The 22,593-nt window shown below is 28.8% G+C and carries 23 protein-coding genes and 1 riboswitch; of the genes, 10 read left to right on the forward strand and 13 right to left on the reverse strand.

Going from position 1 to position 22,593, the window contains the following annotated elements; genetic code table 11:
• Nucleotides 1-141: 141 nt before the first annotated feature.
• The gene (locus B2W91_RS11090) at nucleotides 142-369 is read right to left on the reverse strand and encodes a hypothetical protein (protein ID WP_291580814.1); all 228 of its coding nucleotides are present in this window, start codon (nucleotides 367-369) and stop codon (nucleotides 142-144) included.
• 234 nt (nucleotides 370-603) lie between these two features.
• Here B2W91_RS11090 and B2W91_RS11095 point away from each other — a divergent pair, with 234 nt between their 5' ends.
• Together B2W91_RS11095 and B2W91_RS11100 are read left to right on the forward strand one after the other, a co-directional pair.
• Nucleotides 604-1,554: a DUF2935 domain-containing protein gene (locus B2W91_RS11095; RefSeq protein ID WP_291580816.1), complete on the forward strand. Its 951-nt coding sequence runs from the start codon at nucleotides 604-606 to the stop codon at nucleotides 1,552-1,554.
• Between the two features lie 459 nt (nucleotides 1,555-2,013).
• A complete protein-coding gene (locus B2W91_RS11100) occupies nucleotides 2,014-2,907 on the forward strand; it encodes a DUF2935 domain-containing protein (RefSeq protein ID WP_291580869.1) in 894 nt (297 codons plus the stop codon).
• 266 nt (nucleotides 2,908-3,173) lie between these two features.
• Here B2W91_RS11100 and B2W91_RS11105 read toward each other — a convergent pair whose 3' ends face one another.
• Nucleotides 3,174-4,577: an NAD(P)/FAD-dependent oxidoreductase gene (locus B2W91_RS11105; RefSeq protein WP_291580818.1), complete on the reverse strand. Its 1,404-nt coding sequence runs from the start codon at nucleotides 4,575-4,577 to the stop codon at nucleotides 3,174-3,176.
• A gap of 38 nt (nucleotides 4,578-4,615) precedes the next feature.
• Nucleotides 4,616-4,719: riboswitch (purine riboswitch) on the reverse strand.
• A 547-nt stretch (nucleotides 4,720-5,266) separates the two neighbouring features.
• On the opposite strand from B2W91_RS11105, the gene B2W91_RS11110 reads away from it, so the two are divergent.
• The 3 genes from B2W91_RS11110 to B2W91_RS11120 all read left to right on the forward strand — a co-directional run bounded on the left by B2W91_RS11110 (nucleotide 5,267) and on the right by B2W91_RS11120 (nucleotide 7,227).
• Nucleotides 5,267-5,620, forward strand: a complete 354-nt coding sequence (locus B2W91_RS11110; protein WP_291580820.1) for a YxeA family protein — start codon at nucleotides 5,267-5,269, stop codon at nucleotides 5,618-5,620.
• A 379-nt stretch (nucleotides 5,621-5,999) separates the two neighbouring features.
• Nucleotides 6,000-6,233, forward strand: coding sequence for a BhlA/UviB family holin-like peptide (locus B2W91_RS11115; protein ID WP_291580825.1), 234 nt, complete (start codon nucleotides 6,000-6,002; stop codon nucleotides 6,231-6,233).
• A 190-nt stretch (nucleotides 6,234-6,423) separates the two neighbouring features.
• Nucleotides 6,424-7,227: an N-acetylmuramoyl-L-alanine amidase gene (locus tag B2W91_RS11120; RefSeq protein ID WP_291580828.1), complete on the forward strand. Its 804-nt coding sequence runs from the start codon at nucleotides 6,424-6,426 to the stop codon at nucleotides 7,225-7,227.
• 49 nt (nucleotides 7,228-7,276) lie between these two features.
• Here the strand turns inward: B2W91_RS11120 and hypE are convergent, their stop codons facing one another.
• From hypE to B2W91_RS11160, 8 genes are all read right to left on the reverse strand, one after another.
• Nucleotides 7,277-8,266, reverse strand: a complete 990-nt coding sequence (hypE, locus tag B2W91_RS11125; RefSeq protein WP_291580831.1) for a hydrogenase expression/formation protein HypE — start codon at nucleotides 8,264-8,266, stop codon at nucleotides 7,277-7,279.
• A gap of 37 nt (nucleotides 8,267-8,303) precedes the next feature.
• A complete protein-coding gene (hypD, locus tag B2W91_RS11130) occupies nucleotides 8,304-9,395 on the reverse strand; it encodes a hydrogenase formation protein HypD (protein WP_291580834.1) in 1,092 nt (363 codons plus the stop codon).
• Nucleotides 9,376-9,591 (reverse strand): HypC/HybG/HupF family hydrogenase formation chaperone, encoded by a 216-nt coding sequence (locus B2W91_RS11135; protein ID WP_291580836.1) that lies wholly within the window; start codon nucleotides 9,589-9,591, stop codon nucleotides 9,376-9,378. The genes hypD and B2W91_RS11135 overlap by 20 nt, the downstream gene beginning before the upstream one ends.
• A 35-nt stretch (nucleotides 9,592-9,626) precedes the next feature.
• Nucleotides 9,627-11,930 carry a carbamoyltransferase HypF gene (hypF, locus tag B2W91_RS11140; protein WP_291580838.1) on the reverse strand — a complete coding sequence of 768 codons (2,304 nt, stop codon included), beginning with the start codon at nucleotides 11,928-11,930 and terminating at the stop codon, nucleotides 9,627-9,629.
• Between the two features lie 71 nt (nucleotides 11,931-12,001).
• Complete coding sequence (locus B2W91_RS11145) at nucleotides 12,002-12,460, reverse strand: hydrogenase maturation protease (protein WP_291580841.1); 459 nt, start codon at nucleotides 12,458-12,460, stop codon at nucleotides 12,002-12,004.
• Nucleotides 12,460-13,866, reverse strand: coding sequence for a nickel-dependent hydrogenase large subunit (locus tag B2W91_RS11150; protein WP_291580843.1), 1,407 nt, complete (start codon nucleotides 13,864-13,866; stop codon nucleotides 12,460-12,462). The genes B2W91_RS11145 and B2W91_RS11150 overlap by 1 nt, the downstream gene beginning before the upstream one ends.
• 11 nt (nucleotides 13,867-13,877) lie before the next feature.
• Nucleotides 13,878-14,735 (reverse strand): hydrogenase small subunit, encoded by an 858-nt coding sequence (locus B2W91_RS11155; protein ID WP_291580846.1) that lies wholly within the window; start codon nucleotides 14,733-14,735, stop codon nucleotides 13,878-13,880.
• 10 nt (nucleotides 14,736-14,745) lie between these two features.
• Nucleotides 14,746-15,096: a cytochrome b5 domain-containing protein gene (locus tag B2W91_RS11160; protein ID WP_291580848.1), complete on the reverse strand. Its 351-nt coding sequence runs from the start codon at nucleotides 15,094-15,096 to the stop codon at nucleotides 14,746-14,748.
• Between the two features lie 527 nt (nucleotides 15,097-15,623).
• Here B2W91_RS11160 and B2W91_RS11165 point away from each other — a divergent pair.
• The 3 genes from B2W91_RS11165 to B2W91_RS21060 all read left to right on the forward strand — a co-directional run bounded on the left by B2W91_RS11165 (nucleotide 15,624) and on the right by B2W91_RS21060 (nucleotide 16,751).
• Nucleotides 15,624-15,839 carry a DUF4372 domain-containing protein gene (locus B2W91_RS11165; protein ID WP_291580851.1) on the forward strand — a complete coding sequence of 72 codons (216 nt, stop codon included), beginning with the start codon at nucleotides 15,624-15,626 and terminating at the stop codon, nucleotides 15,837-15,839.
• Between the two features lie 12 nt (nucleotides 15,840-15,851).
• Nucleotides 15,852-16,223, forward strand: coding sequence for a hypothetical protein (locus B2W91_RS11170; protein WP_291580854.1), 372 nt, complete (start codon nucleotides 15,852-15,854; stop codon nucleotides 16,221-16,223).
• Between the two features lie 159 nt (nucleotides 16,224-16,382).
• Nucleotides 16,383-16,751 carry a transposase gene (locus tag B2W91_RS21060; protein WP_414633123.1) on the forward strand — a complete coding sequence of 123 codons (369 nt, stop codon included), beginning with the start codon at nucleotides 16,383-16,385 and terminating at the stop codon, nucleotides 16,749-16,751.
• Between the two features lie 146 nt (nucleotides 16,752-16,897).
• Here B2W91_RS21060 and B2W91_RS11175 read toward each other — a convergent pair whose 3' ends face one another.
• Entirely contained in the window at nucleotides 16,898-17,245 is a 348-nt protein-coding gene (locus tag B2W91_RS11175) for an IS5 family transposase (protein WP_291580855.1), read from the reverse strand.
• Nucleotides 17,246-17,594: 349 nt separating this feature from the next.
• On the opposite strand from B2W91_RS11175, the gene B2W91_RS11180 reads away from it, so the two are divergent.
• Nucleotides 17,595-18,494 carry a hypothetical protein gene (locus B2W91_RS11180; RefSeq protein WP_291580858.1) on the forward strand — a complete coding sequence of 300 codons (900 nt, stop codon included), beginning with the start codon at nucleotides 17,595-17,597 and terminating at the stop codon, nucleotides 18,492-18,494.
• Between the two features lie 633 nt (nucleotides 18,495-19,127).
• Here B2W91_RS11180 and B2W91_RS11185 read toward each other — a convergent pair.
• A complete protein-coding gene (locus tag B2W91_RS11185) occupies nucleotides 19,128-20,885 on the reverse strand; it encodes a helicase-related protein (protein WP_291580861.1) in 1,758 nt (585 codons plus the stop codon).
• Nucleotides 20,886-21,402: 517 nt separating this feature from the next.
• Between B2W91_RS11185 and B2W91_RS11190 the strand changes: the two genes are divergently transcribed.
• Nucleotides 21,403-22,176 (forward strand): hypothetical protein, encoded by a 774-nt coding sequence (locus B2W91_RS11190; protein WP_291580864.1) that lies wholly within the window; start codon nucleotides 21,403-21,405, stop codon nucleotides 22,174-22,176.
• 224 nt (nucleotides 22,177-22,400) lie between these two features.
• Here B2W91_RS11190 and B2W91_RS11195 read toward each other — a convergent pair.
• On the reverse strand, nucleotides 22,401-22,593 hold a 193-nt coding region (locus B2W91_RS11195; protein WP_291580867.1), incomplete at its 5' end, for a hypothetical protein.

Raw genomic sequence — 22,593 nt, forward strand, 5'->3', positions numbered from 1 at the left:
ATCTTTCATTCTTAATTTTTCATCTGTAGAAAAGAATTTCTGTTATGGAAGTTAAAATCATGCATAAGCTAAATTTTCGAGTGTGGAACCCTATATTGTTCATATAAGTACTTTCTTTAACTTTAGTCATTACATTTTAGTTTATTTTTCTTTCTTTTTTTCTTTTAAAATTTCCATTAGTTGAAAGGATAATGCAATTTCTTTAACAGGTGTTTGGATAGACGCTATTCTCTTTACATCAAAAGATGGTTCTCTCTCTTTAACTACTTTTAAAAATGAATCATATAAGGTCGCTCCATTACCTAGCTTTTCTTTAATTTCTTCACATTCTTCTATATCTAATCCTAAAGTTCCTTTATGTAGTATCATAATTTCCTCCTTTTCATATGCCTTATGCAAATATATTACAGTATTATACTATTTTACACCCCTTTAATGCAATTTAATCAATTGATAAATAAAATTCTATAAATAAATTTTATTATATGATAATTCAGCAGCTCATGATGAGAATAACTTTTAAGTAAATAAATACCTTTTGTGTAACATATTAACTTATAATTAATATTATATGTAGTAGTAAACAATATTAGGAGAAGTATTATGTTATCAAGAGAGGCAATGTTTTCACGGGAAGAATTTATAGAAATGTCTTTAGAATTAAATTTATTTTTTCTTAGGATCCAAAAGGAGCATTCAACTTTTTTAGAGGCTGGATTCACACCAAAAAATCCAGATAGAATTGAAGAAGCAGCTTATTTTAGAAGAAGCTTTGATCAACTATTATTAGAAGCCATAAGACTATCAAAGAATGTCATTCCTTCTGAGGTCATGCGCTCTGGAGAATTTTTTACAGAATTTACATTAGATGCTGAACTCTCCACTGAATCTTTAACTGGAATACCTATAAATACCAACCTTACTAGACTCCAATTAGGGATGATTCCGGGTCCGGAATATGAAATCCCTGGTGCTCTTGAAAATAGAGTTACTTTCTTAAATAAAAGAGCTATTTATTTAACTAATAGGCTTATAGATTTTAAGAGAAGACTATTAGAAGATGTAGTTAATTGCAGAATATTTACTTTCAATTATCAATTACTTATTGACCACATATTAAGAGAAGCTGAGCTTTTTGTTACGTTATTAACAAGATTACAAAATAATCAATTTCTTCATTTAATGGATGAAGCTGCAGAACAAGAAGTATTCTGGGATAGAATTATGGCAGAGCATTCACTATTCATTAGAGGATTATTGGATCCAACAGAAGAAAAATTAATAGGTGTTTCCAACAATTTCGCAAAAGAATTTGAGAGGCTACTAGCAGAAGCTCAAAATGCAATGAAGGCTTGTGATACTCTTTTAAATCTAACAAAAGAAACTATGACTTCAACAGAAAACATTAGAGACTTTAAAAGAGATGCTACTAAAGGTTTATTGGGCTGCACAATTCATGGTCTTATACTTCCTCTATTAGGAGACCATGTATTAAGAGAAGCAAATCATTTCCTTAGATTGCTAGAAAAGTATAACAAAACATTAAAGTGCTAAAATCTTATAAATACTAAGAATTTTTTAGCATTTCCATATCCATAACCATATTTATATTAAACTGATAGTAATTTTAATTTAATATTATATCTTTAATTTACTTTAAAACTACTATTTAAAATATACTTAATAGTAATCCTCATACTTAAACATATGAAAGAAAATGACTAACCAAAGATAAATCCTATGTTTTACATTAGACGTGCTACAAACTTCTAAAACATTTAAAGTTCTAATGAAGTTCTTACAATACTTAACCTTAACAAGCTCCATTATATTACAATCTAGTGAAGATATCATGATATCATAGATTGTCAGTAAATCCCCTCCAAAAATGTAACATTTCCCATTAACAATTAATATTATATGTAATAGTAAATAATATTAGGAGAAATATTATGTTATCAAGAGAGGTTATGTTGTCAAGAGAAGAGTTCATAGAAAACTCTTTAGAATTAAATTTGTTTTTTCTTAGAATTCANNCGAAAAGAACATGCATTTTTTTTAGAAGCTGCTTTTACTCAAAAAGATGTGGATAGAATGAGAGAGGCTGCCCAATTGAGATCAGTACTTGACAGGTTGTTATGGGAAACCGTAATACTATCAAGGAATGTTGTTCCCCCTGAAGTTATGCGTTTTGGAGAATTTGTTACAAGCTTTACATTAGATGCTGAACTTACTACTGAATATTTTACTGGAATACCTATAAATACTACAATTACTGAAGTTCAATTAGGATTAATTACAAATCCTCAGTATAATTTTCCTGGTATTCTTGAAAGCAGAGTTTCTTTTTTAAATAAAAGAATTATTTATTTTACTTCCCAACTTATAGACTTTGAAGAGGAAATATTAAACGATTTAGCTACTTGTCAAATATTCACTTTTAACTATTCATCATATATTGATCATATGGCAAGAGAAGCAGAATTTTATGTTGAACAATTAACAAGATTACAAAATTATCAAAATATTGATTTGATGGATGCTGCTTTAATAGAAGAGACGTTCTGGGATAGAATTATGTTAGAGCATGCAGAAGTAATTAGAGGATTATTAGATCCAGTAGAGAAAGAATTAATGAGTATTTCTGATAAATTTGCAAAAGAATTTGAAAACCTACTAAATGAAGCTAAGAACACAATGAAGACTTGTCCTGATATTTTAAGGTTAACAGAAAAAACTTTAAATTCGACAAGAGATTTTAGAGGTTTTAAAGCAAATCTTACAGAAGGATTATTAGGCTGCAATATTAAAAGCATTATATTGCCTCTATTGGGAGATCATGTGTTAAGAGAAGCAAATCATTTTATTAGATTGTTACAAAAGTATAATACAGAATTAAAATGCTAATAATTTTTTAATATGTTCATATCTACAAACATAGTTCTATAAATTGATAGTAATTTTTAAAATATAATTACTATCAATTTTATTTTTCATTTAATATTCTGTTTTTAATTAACTTTAAAATCGTTATTTAAAATTTACTTAATGAAATTTAGAATATACTAAAATTATTTTCCATTATTTAAGTTGTGATTTAAATAATTTAATCCTTTATCAACTTAGATAAATTTTTTTAAAATAATAAAAGCGTGACATTAGCCACGCTTTTATTATTTTTCACAAATATTTCTTCCCATTAATACTCCCATGACGGAAGCCATCATTAATCCTCTAGTCCATCCACTTGAGTCTCCTAAACAGTAAAGTCCTTTTATATTAGTTTCAAATTTTTCATCAATATCAATTTTATTACTATAAAACTTAATTTCCGGTCCATATAGTAATGTTTCTCTACTTGCAAATCCTGGTACTATAGTGTTCATAGCTTTAATAAAATTTAATATATTAGTCATAGTTCTATATGGCATTGCAGAGGTTAAATCTCCTGCTTCTGCATCTGGTAAGGTATGTTTAACATTTGATTGGTATAGCTCATGTTCCCAAGTTCGCTTTCCATCCAATATGTCACCATATCTTTGGACTAATATTCTACCATTGCCTAACATATTAACTAGTTCAGCCACCTTTTTACCGTATTCTATAGGCTCATTAAAAGGTTCTGCAAAGTTATGCGAGCTTAATATAGCCAAATTTGTATTTTCTGATTTTTTATCTTTATAAGAATGACCATTAACTATAGCCAAATTATTATCATAGTTCTCTTGGCTAACAAACCCTCCCGGGTTTTGGCAAAAGGTTCTAACCTTATCATTAAAAGGCGCTGGATATCCTATAAGCTTAGATTCATAAAGTACATTATTTACACTTTCCATAACTTCATTTCTAAGTTCTACACGGACTCCAATATCTACAGTTCCAGCAGAATGTTTAATTCCATGTTTAATACACATGTCTTTAAGCCAATCAGCACCTTTTCTTCCTGTTGCCATTATAACTTTATTGCCTAAAACAGTTTCTTCATTAGTTTTGGTTTTTGAATCAGTTAAGATTACACCTTCAATTTCGCCATTTTCAACAACTATATCTTTAACTAAGGTATCAAACCTTATCTCTACTCCCGAATCTAACAAGAAATTTTGTATCTTTAAATATATTTCCTGTGCTTTTTCTGTTCCCAAATGCCTTATTGGGCAATCAACTAACTTTAGTCCACCTTCTATAGCTTTTCTTCTTATTTCTTTAACTTCTTCAGTATTTCCTATACCTTCTACCTTTGTATCTGCACCAAATTCAAGATAAATACCATCAGTATAATCAATAAATTCTTGTGCCTTATCAGTTCCTATAAGAGTAGGCAAATCCCCTCCTACTTCATAACTTAAAGATAATTTTCCATCAGAAAAAGCGCCAGCTCCTGAAAATCCTGTAGTAATATGGCAATATGGTTTACAAGAAACGCATTTTTTTGTTTTTTCCTTAGGACAATATCTTTTATCAATACTTCTTCCTTCTTCAACCACTAAAATTTTTTTATTAGCTTTTTGCCTTACTAATTCTAGTGCTGCAAAAATTCCAGATGGACCTGCTCCTACTATTATTACATCGTACTTCAAAATAATCATCTCCCTTAAAGATTTTCTGTAGAATTCGTAATAATAATCCTTGCACTTATAGTATAGAACTATTTACGGTAGCTCAGTAGAAACATCTAGCCCATATCGCTAGACTTATATAAGTGAACATTATTATGTTTTTTTCATAAAAAGTTCCCTACATTACGAAAGTTTAATATAATTCCCATGAAAAAGCAATAGATTTTATTGCTTTCACATATTATTATATTAAGTTTTTTAATAAAAATTCTTATAGATATTTAATATTTTGATTAAACCATTTTTATCTACATAAATATAAATAGGGGACGGTTCATTCTTTTTAGTAATTTTTATTTTATATTTTATAATGAACCGTCCCTATATCAACAACAATTAAGAATTAAGTATGAAAGATGAAGAATTGTGGTTGAAATTAGTTTTAATCAAACTAATTTCTTTAAATGACTTTTGTAGCGGCGAACATTGTTCGCCATTTTTTATATGTCCAATATCTAATAATAGGAATGGGTCTAGGTTTTCTGGAGAACACTGTTCTCCGCTACAGTAATCAATTCTGAATTGTGAATTAATGGTAAGCTTAATCTTATAAAAATGTAAGAAATAATTACACTTTTGTAAGGTTAGAGTCATTTAACAATGCATTGTGTATGCTATACTTATATCATCAATTAACAGGAGGCGTTAAAATGAAAAAATTGATTCCAATTCTTATGATAATATTGATAGTTCCTATGGTATTGGCTGGCTGTAGTGATAGATATAATCCTTTTGCAAGCAAAAGTTATTACTATGTAGTAATTGAAGGAGAAGGAGCTCCACAAAAAGATGATAATGGTAAGGCTATGGAAAGCAGAGAGTATGAATTACCTGCATATGACAAAGAAGGTAAAGAAAAAGTTATTACTTTCACAGGTATGCAGCAACTTCGTGAAGGCGCTTTCTTAAAGCTTACTTTGAAAGGTGAATCAGTAAAAACATATGAAGAAGTTCAAAAAGAAGATATTCCTAAAGAAGCTGCTGAAAAATTAGGCATCGAATAATTGTATTAATAAAAAACAAGTGATAAAGATTGATCTTTATCACTTATTTTTATATTTAAAATGGATATATAGCACCTTATATTAACATGACATTAAAAAATAAATATATTTATTTATAAGAAAACAAGAACTCTATTCTATGAAAACACAGAATTGAATTTAAATATATATACTGATTGTAGATACTATGACGAAGAAGAGATTATTTGGATAAAAGATATGTTAAAACGTGTTACAAAATATAAAGAAAATTTTTAATACTAAAGTTTATTAGGAGCTATAGTTATATTGAAATTACTAAGGACTAAAATATATGTAGACAAGCTATAAATATGGCTTTACTAACTTTAAAAAATATTAATTAGATAAGGAGTAAAATATGGAGAGTAAATTAATAGAATTAGCTTCTTCTCATGGTATATGGGCACTTTTAAGTGTGGCACTTATATTTTATATACTAAAAATGCAAGAAAAAAGAGATTTAAAACAAGAAGAAAGAGAGTCTAAATATCAAGAAATAATCTCTAGCCTCACGGACAAACTAAAATTAATTGAAGACGTAAAAAAAGATATAGAAGATATAAAATCTTATATCATTACTAAAAAGGAATAATATTAAAATATATTATTTTTAACTAGAACAGTCTGTTAACATAAAGACTTTTCTAGATTTAATATCTTTTCATATATTATTTTTATTTAGTTTAAAATAATCTTCATAATAAATGTTTACACTTTTGCTAAAATTTCGTTCTTATTAGTTAATCAACTAAAAAAATGAAATATATGGGAGGTTTATTAAAATGAAAATTTTCCTAAGATATGGTCATGAGATTTTAGCAAACGGTAACAATACTTCAGCAGTTGGTTATTTAAATGAGTATACAGTGATAAGAGAATATGCACCTAAAGTTGTTAAATATCTACAGGATATGGGGCATACAGTAAAGTTTTTTAATGCTACTGAAGGAAAATATTCAAGCTCTAGTTCAGCACTTAGTGCAGGTGTTAGTGAAGCTAATAGCTGGGGAGCAGATTTATTTATTAGCTGCCACGCTAATGCCTATACTACTGATGTTGCTACTGGAAGTGAAGTTTGGTATTATACCGGCTCATCAACAGCACAAAACTATGCAGTTAATATAAGTAGAGAAATTGCTTCTAGATTATCACTTTCAAACCGTGGAGCTAAAGCTTCTACTGGTTTATATGAATTATCTGCCACTAGTATGAATGCAATAATTATTGAACCTTTCTTTGTATCAACTTCTAAAGATTGTAGCTCATACAAAAATGCAGGATCAGATAAACTTGCAAGAGCTATAGTTAAAGGATTGACTGGAAAAGAACCTTCTGGAGGGTCAACTGGTGGTGGGACAACCACTTACTATAGAGTTGTAGCTGGTTCATATGGTGAAAAAGCTAATGCTGATAGAAGGGTTCAAGAATTAAAATCTGCTAGTATAAATGACGTATTTATAGATTACAACGATGGATATTATAGAGTTATTGCCGGCTCATATACTGTTAGAGCCAATGCTGAAAGTAGAGTTCAACAATTAAAAACGAAAGGTTTTGATTGTTTTATAGCTGTATATGAACTTTAAAATTTGATGAAATGGCTGTTGAAAAATCAACAGCCATTTTTATTATACTTTAACATATTCTAGGCAGCATTATAGACTCTAATTCTCTTACTACTCTTTTTCCGCCAAATTTATTTTTTATATAAACTTTATTTTCTTCTATAACTTCTCCTACAATTTCAGCTTTTGAATATTTTTCATAGGTTGTTAGCTTATTTATTACATTTTTAGAAATTTTATTTTCTACAATTATTATCATTACACCTTCACATGCTAAATAATAAGGATCTAATCCTATCATTTCATTTAAGCTTTTTACTTCTTCTCTTATTGGTATATTTTCTTCTATAATTTCTATGCCTACCTTATATTTTTGTGATATTTCATTAAGACCTTGAGCAATTCCTCCTCTTGTAGGATCCTTTAAAAGTCTTATATAATTTTTATACTCATATAAAATTTCTACTAAATCATTTAATGGCGAAACATCACTTTTAATATCCCCTTCTATTTCTAATCCATATCTACTCATAGCTATGTCAGTACCATGCTCACCAATAGTGGATGTTATTATTATTTTATCTCCTACTTTTATATCATCAATTATAGAATGTTTTATAAGTCCTATACCAGATGTATTTATGAAGATCCCCTCAACCTTTCCCCTTTCAACAACCTTAGTATCTCCTGTTACTATTCTAACTCCTGCTTTCTCTGAAGTTTCACTAATAGATTTTACTATTTTCCGTAAATCTTTTATAAAAAATCCATCTTCTATAATAAAACTCAAGCTTAAAAATTTAGGTATTGAAAAGCTTGTTACTAAATCATTTACAGTACCGCAAACTGCAAGTTTTCCAATATCACCTCCATTAAAAAATAATGGCTTTACTACAAAAGAGTCCGTAGTAAAAGCTATTTCATTGCAATTTATAGTCAAGTTTGCTGAATCCCTATCCTTAAGTAAAGTTTCATTTTTAAATTCTTTATAAAAGATTTCTTTTATCAATGTTTGAGTATGCTTTCCACCTTCACCATGAATCAAACTTATTCTTTCCATAACAATTCTCCATTTATTCTAATATAGCGATTATATCTTATTTACTATAGTTATAAGCTGAATGGCATGCACCTTCCATAGATACCATACAAGGTCCTATAGGATTTTCTCTATTGCATAGTTTCTTAAATAGTTCACATTTTTCCGGTGATATTTTTCCCATAATTACATCTTTACATCTACAACCTAATACCTTAGTATCTTCTTTTTCTTCCTTAATATTAAATTTGTTTTTACCATCAAAGTTTTTGTATTCTTCTCTTATTTGTAGTGTAGATTTAGGAATATTTCCTATTCCTCTCCACAATCCACTATCCAAATAAAATACATCTTCTAAAATTCTTTTACTTTTAATGTTTCCTTCTATTTTTACTACTGATTTATAGATATTATAAAAACTACAATCTTTCATATATATATCTTTTAAAATATAGTATATTGATACTAAAATATGTTCATAAGAAAATCCAGCTATTACAGAAGGTATATTATACTTTGTAACTATCTTTTTAAATCCCTCTTCCCCCTGTACTATTGCTACATTCCCTGGTAATATAATTCCATCTATAGATGATGAACTTAGTATTTTATCAAGTATAGGAGGCATAATTTTTAAAGAATTATAAAACCATAAATTTTTCAAATTATATTCCTTTGCTTTTTTTATTGTTGATGCTATTAGTGGTGAAGTAGTTTCAAATCCTACGCCGGCAAATAAAAATTCTTCCAAAGGATTTTTCAAACACAGATCTATAACCTTGTCCATAGAATATATAACTTTTAAATTTAAGTTTCTTTCCTCAATAAGAGAACATACACTTCCTCTAACTTTTGCAATATCACCAAAGGTTATAATTGTAGCCCCATTTCTACCTATATCTATTGCATTATCAATGAAGCATGTAGAGGTTACACAAACAGGACATCCTGGTCCAGATATTAGGTTGATTTTTTCTGGTAATAACTGCTTTAATCCACTTTCATATATTAGATGAGTGTGAGTTCCACAGACCTCCATTATATTTATTCTCTCTCTATCTATGTTTTTGCTAAGCTTGGATATTTTACATAATATATTTTCATATTTTTTATCATCAATAGATATTTTCTTATTCTCTACATATCTCATCTATTACCTCGTCTAAAAAATCTTTATATTCACTATCTATTTTTTCAATGCCAAAGCCTCCATGAATTAGTACATAGTCACCTAGCTTAGGGTGCTCTATAAAATCTATATTAATCCACATTCTTATTCCCTTTACATCTACTAAAGCCCTATTATTTGTTATTTCTATTATTTCCCCTGCTATTGCTAAACACATAATATCCCCTTTACCTATATTCAATAAAATAATAGCTAATTCCATGACTTAATTAGTTCATTTGAAGCTACCAACTGCCCTACTGATATTCCTCCATCATTAATTGGAACTTTTTCATTAAAATATACTTTAAATCCTTCAACCTTTAATTTTCTTACTAAGTTTTCTAATAGATATCTATTTTCAAAAACTCCTCCACTTAGTACTACAGAATTTAAATTAAATCTATCTCTTATTGTTTTAACTATATCTGTAGTAATCTTTATTAAACTATTATGAAACTTAGCAGATATTATTCCTTTAGATATTCCCTTTATTTTATCTAAAACTATTTCTTCAATTATTGAAATAATATCTATATTAATAATCTCATCCTCATAAGAATTCTTATATTTATAACTTTCAGTTATACCTTCTTTTATTATGTTTTCTAATTCTATAGCACCTTGTCCATCATAACTTACCACTTGTCTAATACCTAATATTGATGCCACTCCATCAAACAGCCTTCCAATACTTGAGGTTTCAAAACAATTTATATTATTTTTTAAGGCTATATAGTGATTTTTAATAATACTTTCCACTTCAGTATATGGTATAAATTCTTTTAAAAAATTCTTTATATTGTTTATTGCACGCTCTCTTAAGTTTTTATCTTTTATTAATTCTATATAGCTTAAGGCAATTTTATAAATATTTTTAATAGAACTATCTCCACCTTGAATATTAGTATATTTATAATGAGCCACTCTACTATATGCTTTTTTATCACCTATAAAAAACTCTCCACCCCATATTTTGCCATCATCTCCATATCCCATCCCATCATAGATAACAGCAATTACACTCTCATTTATATTGTGCTCGGCTATGCAACTTACCATATGGGCAAAATGATGTTGAATTTCTAATAGTTCTAAATCTTTACTTTTAAAATATTCCCTAATGCTAAAATATGGGTGTTTGTCTATAGCTACAACTTTGTTGTCATAATCCAATATACTTTTTATACTCTCAATGCTATGAATATATTCTTCAAATACATTTAAATGCTTTAGATCTCCACAATATTTACCTAAAAGTATTGTATTATTGTTAGATAGTGAAAATGTATTTTTCATTTCACTGCCACTAGCTAAAATATTATAATTACCAATATCATAATTTAAGTAATAAGGTGCATATCCTCTTCCTAATCTACTTATTAAAAGCTTATTATCTAGAACTTTTACTACAGAATCATCTATTGGTATTTCTATTTCTCTGTCATTTACTAAAAAATAATCTGCTATTTCCTTTAAATTTTGGGTAGCTTGATTATTTTTATACTCCATGGAATTTCCGCTAATATTTCCACTAGTCATAACTAACACTTCTAATCCATATTGAAAAATTAAGCTATGAAGTGGAGTATAAGGTAGCATTATACCTAATGAATTCATATTAGGAGAAATATATTTGGATAGCTTTCTATTATCTTTACTCTTAAGAAGTACAATTGGAGCTTCCTTTGATTTTAGGATTTCCACTTCTTTCTCATTAATATATGCATAACTATAAGCAGTTTTTATGTCCTTTGTCATTAAAGCAAGAGGCTTATGAGGTCTATTTTTTCTTCTTCTTAGTTCTTTTACAGCCTCATCGTTACTTCCATCGCAGCATAGCTGGAACCCGCCTATTCCTTTTATAGCAACAATGTTTCCACTTTTTATAAGCTTTGATACTTCACTAATAGGATCATCACAATTTATTTTATTGCTTTTATTATCAATTAATTCTAATGTTGGGCCACAATTTCTACAACACAGCGTTTGAGCATGAAACCTTCTATCACTAGGATTTTTATACATAGTTTTACATTGATCACAAAATTGAAATTCTTTCATAGTAGTATTTTCTCTATCATAAGGAATGGCTTTTATAATTGAATACCTTGGTCCACAGTTTGTACAACTAGTAAAGGGATATTTGTACCACTTAGAGTCTTTATCATAAATATCTTTTATACAATCTTTACAAATTCCAATGTCCGGGAGTAAAAACTTGGAGTTTTCATTATTACTTTTACTACTTCTTATAGTAAAGTCTTTATAATAGTAAGGAGTTTCTTTTTTAGCTGTGACCTTTTTTATTTGTGATATTGGTGGCGGTGTTTTTATTATTTTAATCAAACCATTCTTAATATCTTGTTTTTCTCCTTCTATATCAAGAATAAGAGATGAGCCTTCATTACTTACCCATCCCTTTAAATTAAAATTAATTGCAACATTGTAAACATAGGGCCTAAATCCAACTCCTTGAACTAATCCATATAATCTTACAATAAATCTTGCTATCAAATCTTTTCATTCCCCTCAATATGCCTTATTTCCGATATAAGATCTGGTATTTCCCCGTAAATAACTGTTATCTAATACTTTTTCACCTGTGAGCAAGCAGTAATTTCTTTTAATACTTTATTTTTTATAGCCTCAAATTTATTTTTTAAAGTTTTGCTAAGCTCCATTCCAAAATTTATTTCTGAAGCTTCAATAGTTATAAGTAAGCCATCTATTTTAAATAACTCTGAACCACTTAGCACTTTTACTAAACTCATTTGATGAAGAGAGTAAGTCTTTTCATTGTATTCTTTAATATCCTTTAAGCTTGATACATTAATGGTTCCTGGATCTTCTCCCATTAAACTTGAATCTACAATAATAATAAAATCTCCTTCATTTATTTCATTTAGAGTATAATCTATATCTGTTTCCCCTATTACAATACTAAATCCTAATTGCTTCAAATCGTCTTCAATACCTTCTACTATTTTTATTCCTATAGCATCATCCATCATTATTCTATTGCCTATAGCTATTACTTTTTTCATTACACTACCCTTATCTCAACTGTAGATGCATTTTTAGATACCATATGAGTAGCACAGGATACACAAGGATCAAAACTTCTTACTATTCTTCCAACTTCCACTGGATTATTAAAATCTTGTATATGAGTTCCTACAAGTGCCTCTTCTATTGCACCTCTTATACCTTTGTCATCCTTAGGTGATAAATTCCATGTGCTAGGTGTTATTATGGTGTATTTATCTATTTGCTTATCTTTTATTCCTATAAAGTGAGCTAATGCCCCTCTTGTAGTGTCTTGCAGTCCATATCCAGTTGCACTCTCTGGTATAACAAAATTTTTCTTAGATGGAGCTTTTAATTCTACAATGTTTAATAAACTTTCCATAGTCTCTGCCACTTTTTTAGCTTCAAGCACCCTAGCAACTAATCTACTCATTGTAGAGCTACCTTTTCTATAAATTCCTGATATATACGTCCTAGCTAATGGACCAACTTCCATAGGAATTCCTTCATACCTAGGAGCCTTAATCCATGTGTACCCTTCCTTTTTCTGTGAATCAGGTATCCATCCTTCATCCTGAAAGGTAAAAGTTTCTTTTTCGCCAACATACCAGCTTTTATAAATATTTTCTGTTATTTTATCCTTATCAATGTTCATTTCTTTGCCATCCTTTAAAATTATCTTAGGCTTTACATAAGACATATCTCCATAGTCGTCAAATAATCCAAAGGACATAAGATTTCCTTGACTAGCTCCAATTTTAAAATAATCTTCATAGTATTTAGATATAGTTTCTATGTCTTCTACCATACGATTGGTTATAAAACTTTTTATTTCTGATAGCATTGCTTTTGCTTCTAACAATTTCTCAGCATCTAATATTACCGTAATCCCTCCTAAGAAAACTCCATGATTATGAGGTGCTTTTCCTCCTAATAATGCTAATAACTTATGGGCCCTTTTACTATATTCTGTGGATATAAAATAATCTTCTATTAATCTTTTTTGTCTGGCTTCTGGTATTCTAAAATCCGTATGGTTCACTTCATAAAGCGGGTCTATATTAAAACCACTTACATAATCCGGTAAGGTATACTGATAAAAATGCCTTAAGTGATTTTGTAAAAACTCACACCCATGCAGTATATCTCTTATTATATTTTCATTTGGAGGTACTTCAACGTTAAAAGCCTTCTCTAATGCTCTTGCTGATCCTATTGAATGAGCAGTAGAACATATGCCACATATTCTTTCTGTAAAATATATAGCATCTGATGGATTCCTTCCCTTTAACATTTTTTCAAATCCTCTAAAAAGCATTCCTTGGCTTTTAGCTTCAATTACCTTATTATTCTCAATCTCTATCTCTATTTGTAAAAAACCACTTATTCTTGTCATAGGATTAATTACTACTTTTTTACCCAAGGTTCACCCTCCTATTCTATCCTTACAAAAGGCATCATTGCATCAGGAAATCCCTTTTGTGCACATCCAATACATGGTGTATTACCTCCTATAGGCCAATTTATTCTTTCATTCCATCTCCTAATAGGACAATCTACTTTTGTGATTGGTCCGCGGCATCCTATTTTAAAATAACATCCAGCCTCTCCTACAGAAGATGCAAAAATTTTTCTTTCAAAAAAAGATCTTCTCTCACAATAATCATGAATTGTATTTCCGTAAAATATCTTAGGTCTATTAAGTTCATCTAATTCTGGTTCTCCATATAAAATAAGATGTGATATAGTACCCATTAACCAATCAGGGTGACAAGGACATCCTGGTAAATTTATAACTTTCTTATCAGAAAGAAATTCCCCTAAACTTATTGAATTTGATAAATTAGGCTTTGCTGCAGATATTCCTCCAAAAGACGCACAAGTTCCAACAGCTAAAATATATTTTGCTTTATCTGCTGCTTTTCGAACATCTTCCATAGCTGAAACTGGTCTACCATTACAATAGCTTGTATAATTAAATGAACCATTATCCTTTGTAGCAATTGCACCATCTACTATTAATGTAAATTCCTCCATTAATGCCTCATTTAATATCCTTACTGCGTGTTCCCCTTGAGGCACCATAAGGCTATTTGAATATTTTAAATTTACAACTTCCTTTAAAAAATATATGGGATCTGGTGCATCTCCATTTAAAAATGAAATTATATTTCCTGAGCAGCCAGTCGCTTCAATCCATATTAAATTCATTTTCTTCTGTCTATTTTTAGCATTATCCACCATCTCTATAACTCTATTCTTTATATTTTTATTGATTTTACATTCCGTCATATTTAACTCCTTATTTTTGAAGTACTCCAACCTTATTTAATTTATTAATAACAGGATTTTCTTTATGACAATTTTTATATTCCTCACTAACGTCATTTCCAGCCATAACTCCATAATGAGTTCCCCCGCCCCAAGTGGCCTCATAACTCACATCATAAACTACTCCATCTACTGCAATATAGGCTGGTTTGCCTTTTGTTCCATCATATAGTTTTAGTTCTTCAATTGTAAAAACTCTATTTTCTCTATAATTTAATGAATATGCTAGGTGATCCATACAATTCCATTGAAATAAAGAAATATCTTTATTTATTTCTGTAAAATATAAGTACATATTTTTTATATATGTTTCTAAATTCATTAAAATCCCCTTCAAAACAAACTCTTACATATTAATATGATGTATTTTTTTAATATATGTAGGAAAATAATTGCTTATTAGATAACTAGTACTTATAAATAAGCTACTTTTAAAATTAATGTATAGCTGAATATAGCTACACTTTTGAGTATTTCAATTCACAATGCAAAATTCACAATTATGGATATTTCTCAGCATTAATTTCCACCCCTAGGGTTTATAAGAAAATTGCATATTTTAAATAAAATTAAAGTAACCATAAAATTTAAGCCTGTAACTATTTTCTATTTAAATCCCTAGGGTGCAGTATGCTAAGAAACTATATCTGCGATATTAAACAATATTTTAATTATATTGCTTATCTCTATAATACTAGTGTAAGCTCACTAATTCTTGCTCCAAACTATACCACACCTCAGGGGTTTTAGTGTTGCATCTTTGAATAAATATCCTAAATTACCTAAAGAAAACTTATTGCCATTTTAATAAAAATCTTATTAAAATTATTAAAAGAGAGGTAATTTATTATGAGTACTAGGAAAATAAGAAAAGTTTTTACAAAATTAATTAAACCAATTTCTGAGAATAGAGTAAATCTTTTAAAAAATGCGTACAATAATGATTTTAAAACAAAAGCTTTTGATACTTTTTCTCATATAAAGTCAATAATATTTTTACAGGTTTCTAATTATAACTCACTTCATGAATTAGTTGATACTTATAAAGGGACACCAAATATGTAAGAACTTTTTAATTTGCCAAGTATATCTCAAATATCTCGTAAAAATGAGAAAAGAAACTATGAAATTTTCGAAAAAGTTTTTCAAGATATTGTGAATTGTTTTATAAAAAGAGTTGGTCTTAATGAATCTTCAAAAAAATTAGGAGATATAAAGATTATGGATTCTACTACAATTCAAATAGCTGCTAAATTGGCACCTGAACTTTATTATAAATGTGAAAAATATTCAATTAAATATAATATACTTTATAATCATACAAAATTTATTCCTGAAAAAGTAAATGTAGTTCATTCAAAGGTTAGAGACATAGAATGTGTAGATAATATTATTGAAAATGATGGAAGCATATATCTATTTGATAGAGGATACCGTAAATATAGCTAGTATAATGAACTTTATGATAATAATATTCAATTTATTACTCCACTTTATACAGATGCTATGGTTTCATATTGCGATGAAACACATACTGCAAAAGATGATATTCAAGATTGAAATATATTATTAGGTGCTGAAGCAATTAAAAATAAAGATAAAGATACTATTCAAAGAATATATAGGGAAATTACTTATACTTATATTAACAGAAAAAATCAAGAAGTAACGATAAGATTGTTAACAGATATGCGCAATATATGTGCAAAGGAGATAATCTATCTTTATAAAATGCGATGGAAGATTGAGTGCTTTTTCAAGTGTATTAAGCAATACCTAACAATTAAACATTGGATAGACCACAATGAAAATGCACTCAAAATACAGATTTACTCTGCATTAATATCCTATGTATTATTGCAAGTTTTAAACATAGAATCTAAAAAGAATATAACTATCTTAAGAATAATGCAAGTAATACGAACTAATTTATTAATGAATGTTCAAGATGTTCCACTATTTGGAACACGGCTTTAGTAAAAATTTTAAAAAATTTTAAAAAACAAACAACATATTATTTGCGTTATTAGTATAAATATATTCAAAAAAATATTTAAATTACTATTAAGCATAATAATTACCTATAAGATTATCAAACGACTATTAACATGCGTTTCTAAATTTCATTCTTCTTGGAACGATGCAAGATTAAAACCAGCACTATGCTGGTGGGCTTTTATACATGTTGAGTTGATACTTAAATTTTCATAATCTGCATCAGAGACTAACTCTTTAAAAATTATTAATAGAGTGCCGTCATCACGCCACTTACAAAAACGACTATATACTGTTTTCCATGAGCCAAAACGTTCTGGCAAATCACGCCATGCTGCACAACTTCTTGCAATCCATAGTATTGCATTAAACATTACCCTATTATTTTGGGGAGGTCTTCCTGTTTTCGCCACGGGAAATAAGTCCTTTATTTGATTCCATTGTTCATCCGATATTTCATAACGCTTTTGTGTCATAATTTTAACCTCGAAGTTTTTTATAGTATTATATCTAAAATTTAAGTCTTGTGCACTACCTAGTTTTCAGACACACCCTAGTATAATAATACGATTAGGCTATTATGTCAATTATTGATTGAAATTATCGCAAAATATATACATATTTTACAATTATTACTAGATAATATACAATGACGTTACAAGTAATTATAATATCAATATTATGGAGGTGATTCCATTGGTTAATGTATAACTTTTTAATTACAATTTGAATTTTGTCTTTCTCAATTTGATGTTCTTATTGGATTAAAAAGAAAATTAATACGTAAATTACTTGACCTAGTTTAGTCAGAAAAGGGGGATAAAAATGAAAAAACTATCTACAAAAATTTTGAGTTTTATACTTGTATTATCGATGAGTATTTCAATGGCAGTACCAGCATTTGCAGCAGAACGTAATCCCTATTCAGTTGAGGGTAAATATGTTCAGGAACTAATCGACCTTGATAAAGAACAAATTAAAGCACTATCTATTAAAGAGGCCGAAGTTCTATTTGAAAAGGCATTTTCCGTTCAGACTGATGACTATACGGAAGATGAAATTCGTCTTGGATTGGACGGTTTAGCTTTTGGATTAAAATTTCAAAAGGCTATGGATGAAATTAAAGCAACCGTTGAAACTCAACCATCTTATCCATCTTCCAATTCTATTATTATGCCACTTTCCACTACAGGTAGTGTACAATATTCAGGAAATATTGGAGTAGCATGGGTTCGTGATACAACAAGTGGTCATTCGCCTTTAACATTAGGCGAAATTCTATCTGGAACATATACTCTGGAAGTAGACTTCCTTACTTGGGATACCGCAGCAGCCATTTTGGCAGCTAGTGCTAATTATAATGCTTTTAAAGATTTGGCTGAACTAGTGGCTACTGGTGCTGCAGGTACTGCATTATCTGCCTATATTTGCAGTGTTTTAGGTATTACAGGAGGCCCAGCAACAATTACATCCGTTGCGGTAGGGGCAGTTGTTGGGCTAGGTTGGAACTGGCTAAAAAGTATTGACCGTTCGAGAATGTACGATTGTTTTGCAGGCATGAATAAAAGCAAAAATCAATACATGAAAGTACAGTTTATGTGGTCAAGCAATATGGTAAATAAATTCTACTCCACTATTTCTAAAACCAGTTCTATTTCCAATCCATTCTCTGGAAAGTATGGCGATTGGTATAAGGATAGATATGGTTATTTATACAGCTATTAATAAAAACTGAAATTTTATTTATGTATGTAATAAGGGGTATAAAACTCTTATACCCCTTATTATTTTAAGGTGGTGGAATATGAGAAAAAAGATAAGTTATCTTATTGGCATAATTTTAATAATAATCTTCGCTTTTTGGGCTACAGAGTATCTACTTTATACTTTGTTTATCAAAGGAAGCAAATTGTTCATTCTTTGCTTTCTTTTATTTTTACTAATGGTATCACTCTTTGTAGGAATAATAAACAAATTCGATTTACCGAACAAAATAATTGCACCTATTATAGTGCTATTTGCCGTTCTTGTCAGTCTAGGCATATTGAAAGTTACACTTCCTTATTTATAATCATATAAAAGAACAGGAATCGGTAGGTTGATGATCTGCATTCCGGTTCTTTTTAAATTATAGAGACTATACCTACCAAATAAAAAAACGGTGGTTTGGTGGGCGTTCCAATATGCCTAAATATTATTACCCTCCAAGCCCGTAAAGTTTGGAGGGATTTCTTATGTGTTGGTCAATTCAATCTACATCACTGCAGATTTGTTACATCAATATTAGGTTATCTGCATAACCGATTTTTATACAAGAGTGTCTTGCGAAAAAGAATGAACCGTCCCTTGAAGTTAAAGTTATATTTTTAATAATATATGATTTATATCTTCGCTAACCTTAATTCTTTCATCATAGACCCATTCTTCATCAAAATTTAAGTTAAAAACTTTTGAAAATGAATAGTATAAATTTATTTTTTGATAATATGTTTCTAGTTCATATAGGTCTTTAAATTTATATGTAGGTTTTGAGAATTCCTTAGTTTTAGAGATAAATATTTCGTCCATATAATAGAGAAAACAATTCATTATATCTTTATTGCTTACATCGAAGGGTATTTTTAAAAGTTTCCATTGAATTACTTCATCTAATTTATAATTTTTTATGCTATCTAAAACAATTAAATATTCTCCTATGTCCATCTTTCTATAATAGGGTATAGTTTCTTCCATAGTGCTCCATAATGCTAATTTCTCTCTTAACGGTAAGGTTTTAATTTTTAAAATTTCTTCACTTGGCCCTAAAACTGCTGATTCTATAAGTTCATCTTTTATTTCTAAATTATCATTAATAAATTCTTGGGTATTACCATAAGAAGCTACGAATCCCTCATCATAAATTCCCTTTCTTCCAGCTCTTCCTGCAATTTGTTTTACTTCTTGAGAGTTTAAGTATCTTACTTCATTTCCATCAAACTTTTTAATTTCCATAAACACTATTCTTCTTATAGGTAAATTTACGCCCATACCGATAGCATCAGTAGATACTAGCATACTACTTTCCCCATTTATAAATTGTTCATACTGCTTCCTTCTAACCTCCGGCGGTAAATCTCCATATATCATACTTGATTTTATTCCTAAATTTGAATAGAAGCTTCCTAATTCTAATACTCTTTTTTTAGAAAATACTACTAGAGCATCTCCTGATTTGACATCTTTATAAGAAAATTGTTTATGCTCTGCGATAAGGGGTATATTTCTTTTATATTCCTTTATTTCGTACTCTTCTCCACAGTCCTCTAATATATCTATTAATAATTCTTTCGAATTTATAGCACCGCAAACATGTATTTCCTTACAGTTTAATGCTAATAATGCCCTGGTCCATGATGCTCCCCTCTGATCATCATTTATCATTTGAATTTCATCTATTATAGCTATTTCATATTCTTCATTTATATTTAATTTCTCTATAGTACAAGAAATATGCTCCGCTCCTTCAATTATAATTTCTTCTTCACCGGTTATTAAATTACATTTAACTCCCTCTTTATTGAGCCTTTCATAATTTTCTAAAGCAAGTATTCTTAGTGGAGAAAGATAAATACCCTTTGAAGACTCTTTAAGTCTTTGTATTGAGTTGTAGGTTTTCCCTGTATTTGTTTCGCCAAGATGAAGATAAAACTTTCTTTTAAGTTTCCTTACTTCCTTATATTCATCCTTAGGGTTTAAAGGAAAGATCTCCTCAAATTCCTTAGCCACTATTTTAGGAATATGCTCCGTAATAAGAAGTCCCATAATCCCTGATTTAAGATATGCTCCTTCTTTCCCTTTAACTATATCTCTAAAATTAAAACTTGTATTATTTTTATGATTATAATCCTGTAAAAGCTTTTGTGACGCATAATTTAATAATTCTAGATATTTATTGCAAATTGTTTTATATTTTTTAATATCTAATTCCTTGTATTCATTTAACATTCTAAGTTTTTTTCTTATAGCTGCCTCATGCTCCCATAGATTATAAGATTTGCTATGTTTTACTATGTTCTCAATATTATTAAACTCATTTCTTATCTTCTTAAAATTTCTTTCTGCCGCTTTATTTTTCATAAGCTCAAACTACACCGTCCTTTTATTGGATTCTATTGTAGTTTGCTCTTATTAAGATAAATCCATGTATAAATATGTTCCTTTAGAATTTAGTGTATATGTTTATAACATTGATTAGCTGTAGCGGAGAACAGTGTTCTCCATGAAATCCTTAGATGTGAAAAAAGAACTGACGAACACTATTCGTCCCTACAATGTTGCTAGCAATTGCATTGCTAGTAAAAAATGAGTTAAAGAAATTAATTCGTAAAGATTTAATTTCCACCTTAATTCTTCATTCTTCATACTTAATTCTTAATTGCTGTAGATATAGGGATGGTTCATTAAAAATTATAGGATTTATTTATCAATTTTATTTAAAAAAATAAATCATCCCCTTATATAATTGAAACTAGATGACTTTGACTAATTTCACTTCAAAATAATGCTGTAAATTTTTTTCATTTATACCATATTGATTAATTTACTTATTTATATTATATTGAAATAATGTATGTAATAAGGGAAGGTGGATAAATTGTTAGTTGATAAAAATTCATTTGATAATATTGAGAGTTTTATTGAGCATTTGAAGAAAAATGAAAATATTATAGGTATAGTAGAATATGGTGGAAGAACTTATACAGATATGACCGTAGGCGGAGATTATGATTTAACTGTAATCTTTGATAAACCTGTGTCTACTAATTTTGCAGGAGTTCATTTTCATATTAATGACATTCCAGTTGACTGTATGCTTTTATCTAAAGAAGATTTTATGTTAGATAACCCATTAAATGAGTTTTTGCTTGTTCATCTTAATTGCAATATTTTATACGATAAAGACAATATTACATCAGAATTATTGAAGAAAATTCAAACTACATGGGCATCAAAAAATAAATTATCTGATTCACAAATATCTCTGTATAGATTTACTTTTAAGCATATACTCGATAAATTAGAGCATAGACTTCATGATAATGGACTTTATACGAAATATTTTATTTATTCATCTGTTGATTGGTTTTTATCCTGTTATGCTAATATTAAAGTCTGGGAAATTGGAAAACCAAAATTGCATTTAAAACTTATTCAGAATCAAGAACCTGTTCTATTTGAAATTATTTCAAGGTTGTATTCAGAAAGTTCCTTAGAAACACAATTTATATTACTTAAGGAATGTGCAGAGTATATGCTGAAAGACATTGGAGGGTTATGGAGAGAAAATGAAGTTTTATTTCATTTATTGCCAGAAGGTAAAAATGATGAAGATGAACAAAATAGACTTTTAAACATCTTGTTTAATTAATAGAGTTAGATTTTATAAAATCATTTTAAATTATTGTTTATTAAACAAAAAAAATACTTTAGATAAGGTTGTCTATCTGAAATATGGGGACGGTTCATTACAAATTATAAAATGAAAATTATTAAAAAGAATGAATCATCTCTTACTTGTAAATTAAGGATTAATAATTAAGAGTGAAGAATTTATGTATATTTCTCAGCAGAAGCTGAGAAATTTAGAATTGATTAGCTGTAGCTGAGAGCAGCGTCCTCCATAAAATCTAGACCCATTCCTATTATCGGATATTGGACATATAAAAAATGGCGAACAGTGTTCGCCACATAATAACTAGCAATTGTATTGCCAGTTAAAAATAAAGTTAAAGAAATTATTTTTACTTGAAATAAATTCCTCCTTAATTGTCGGATTGGCCCCCTA

It is taken from the genome of Clostridium sp. UBA6640, assembly GCF_002455975.1.
Classification (GTDB): Bacteria; Bacillota; Clostridia; order Clostridiales; family Clostridiaceae; genus Clostridium_J.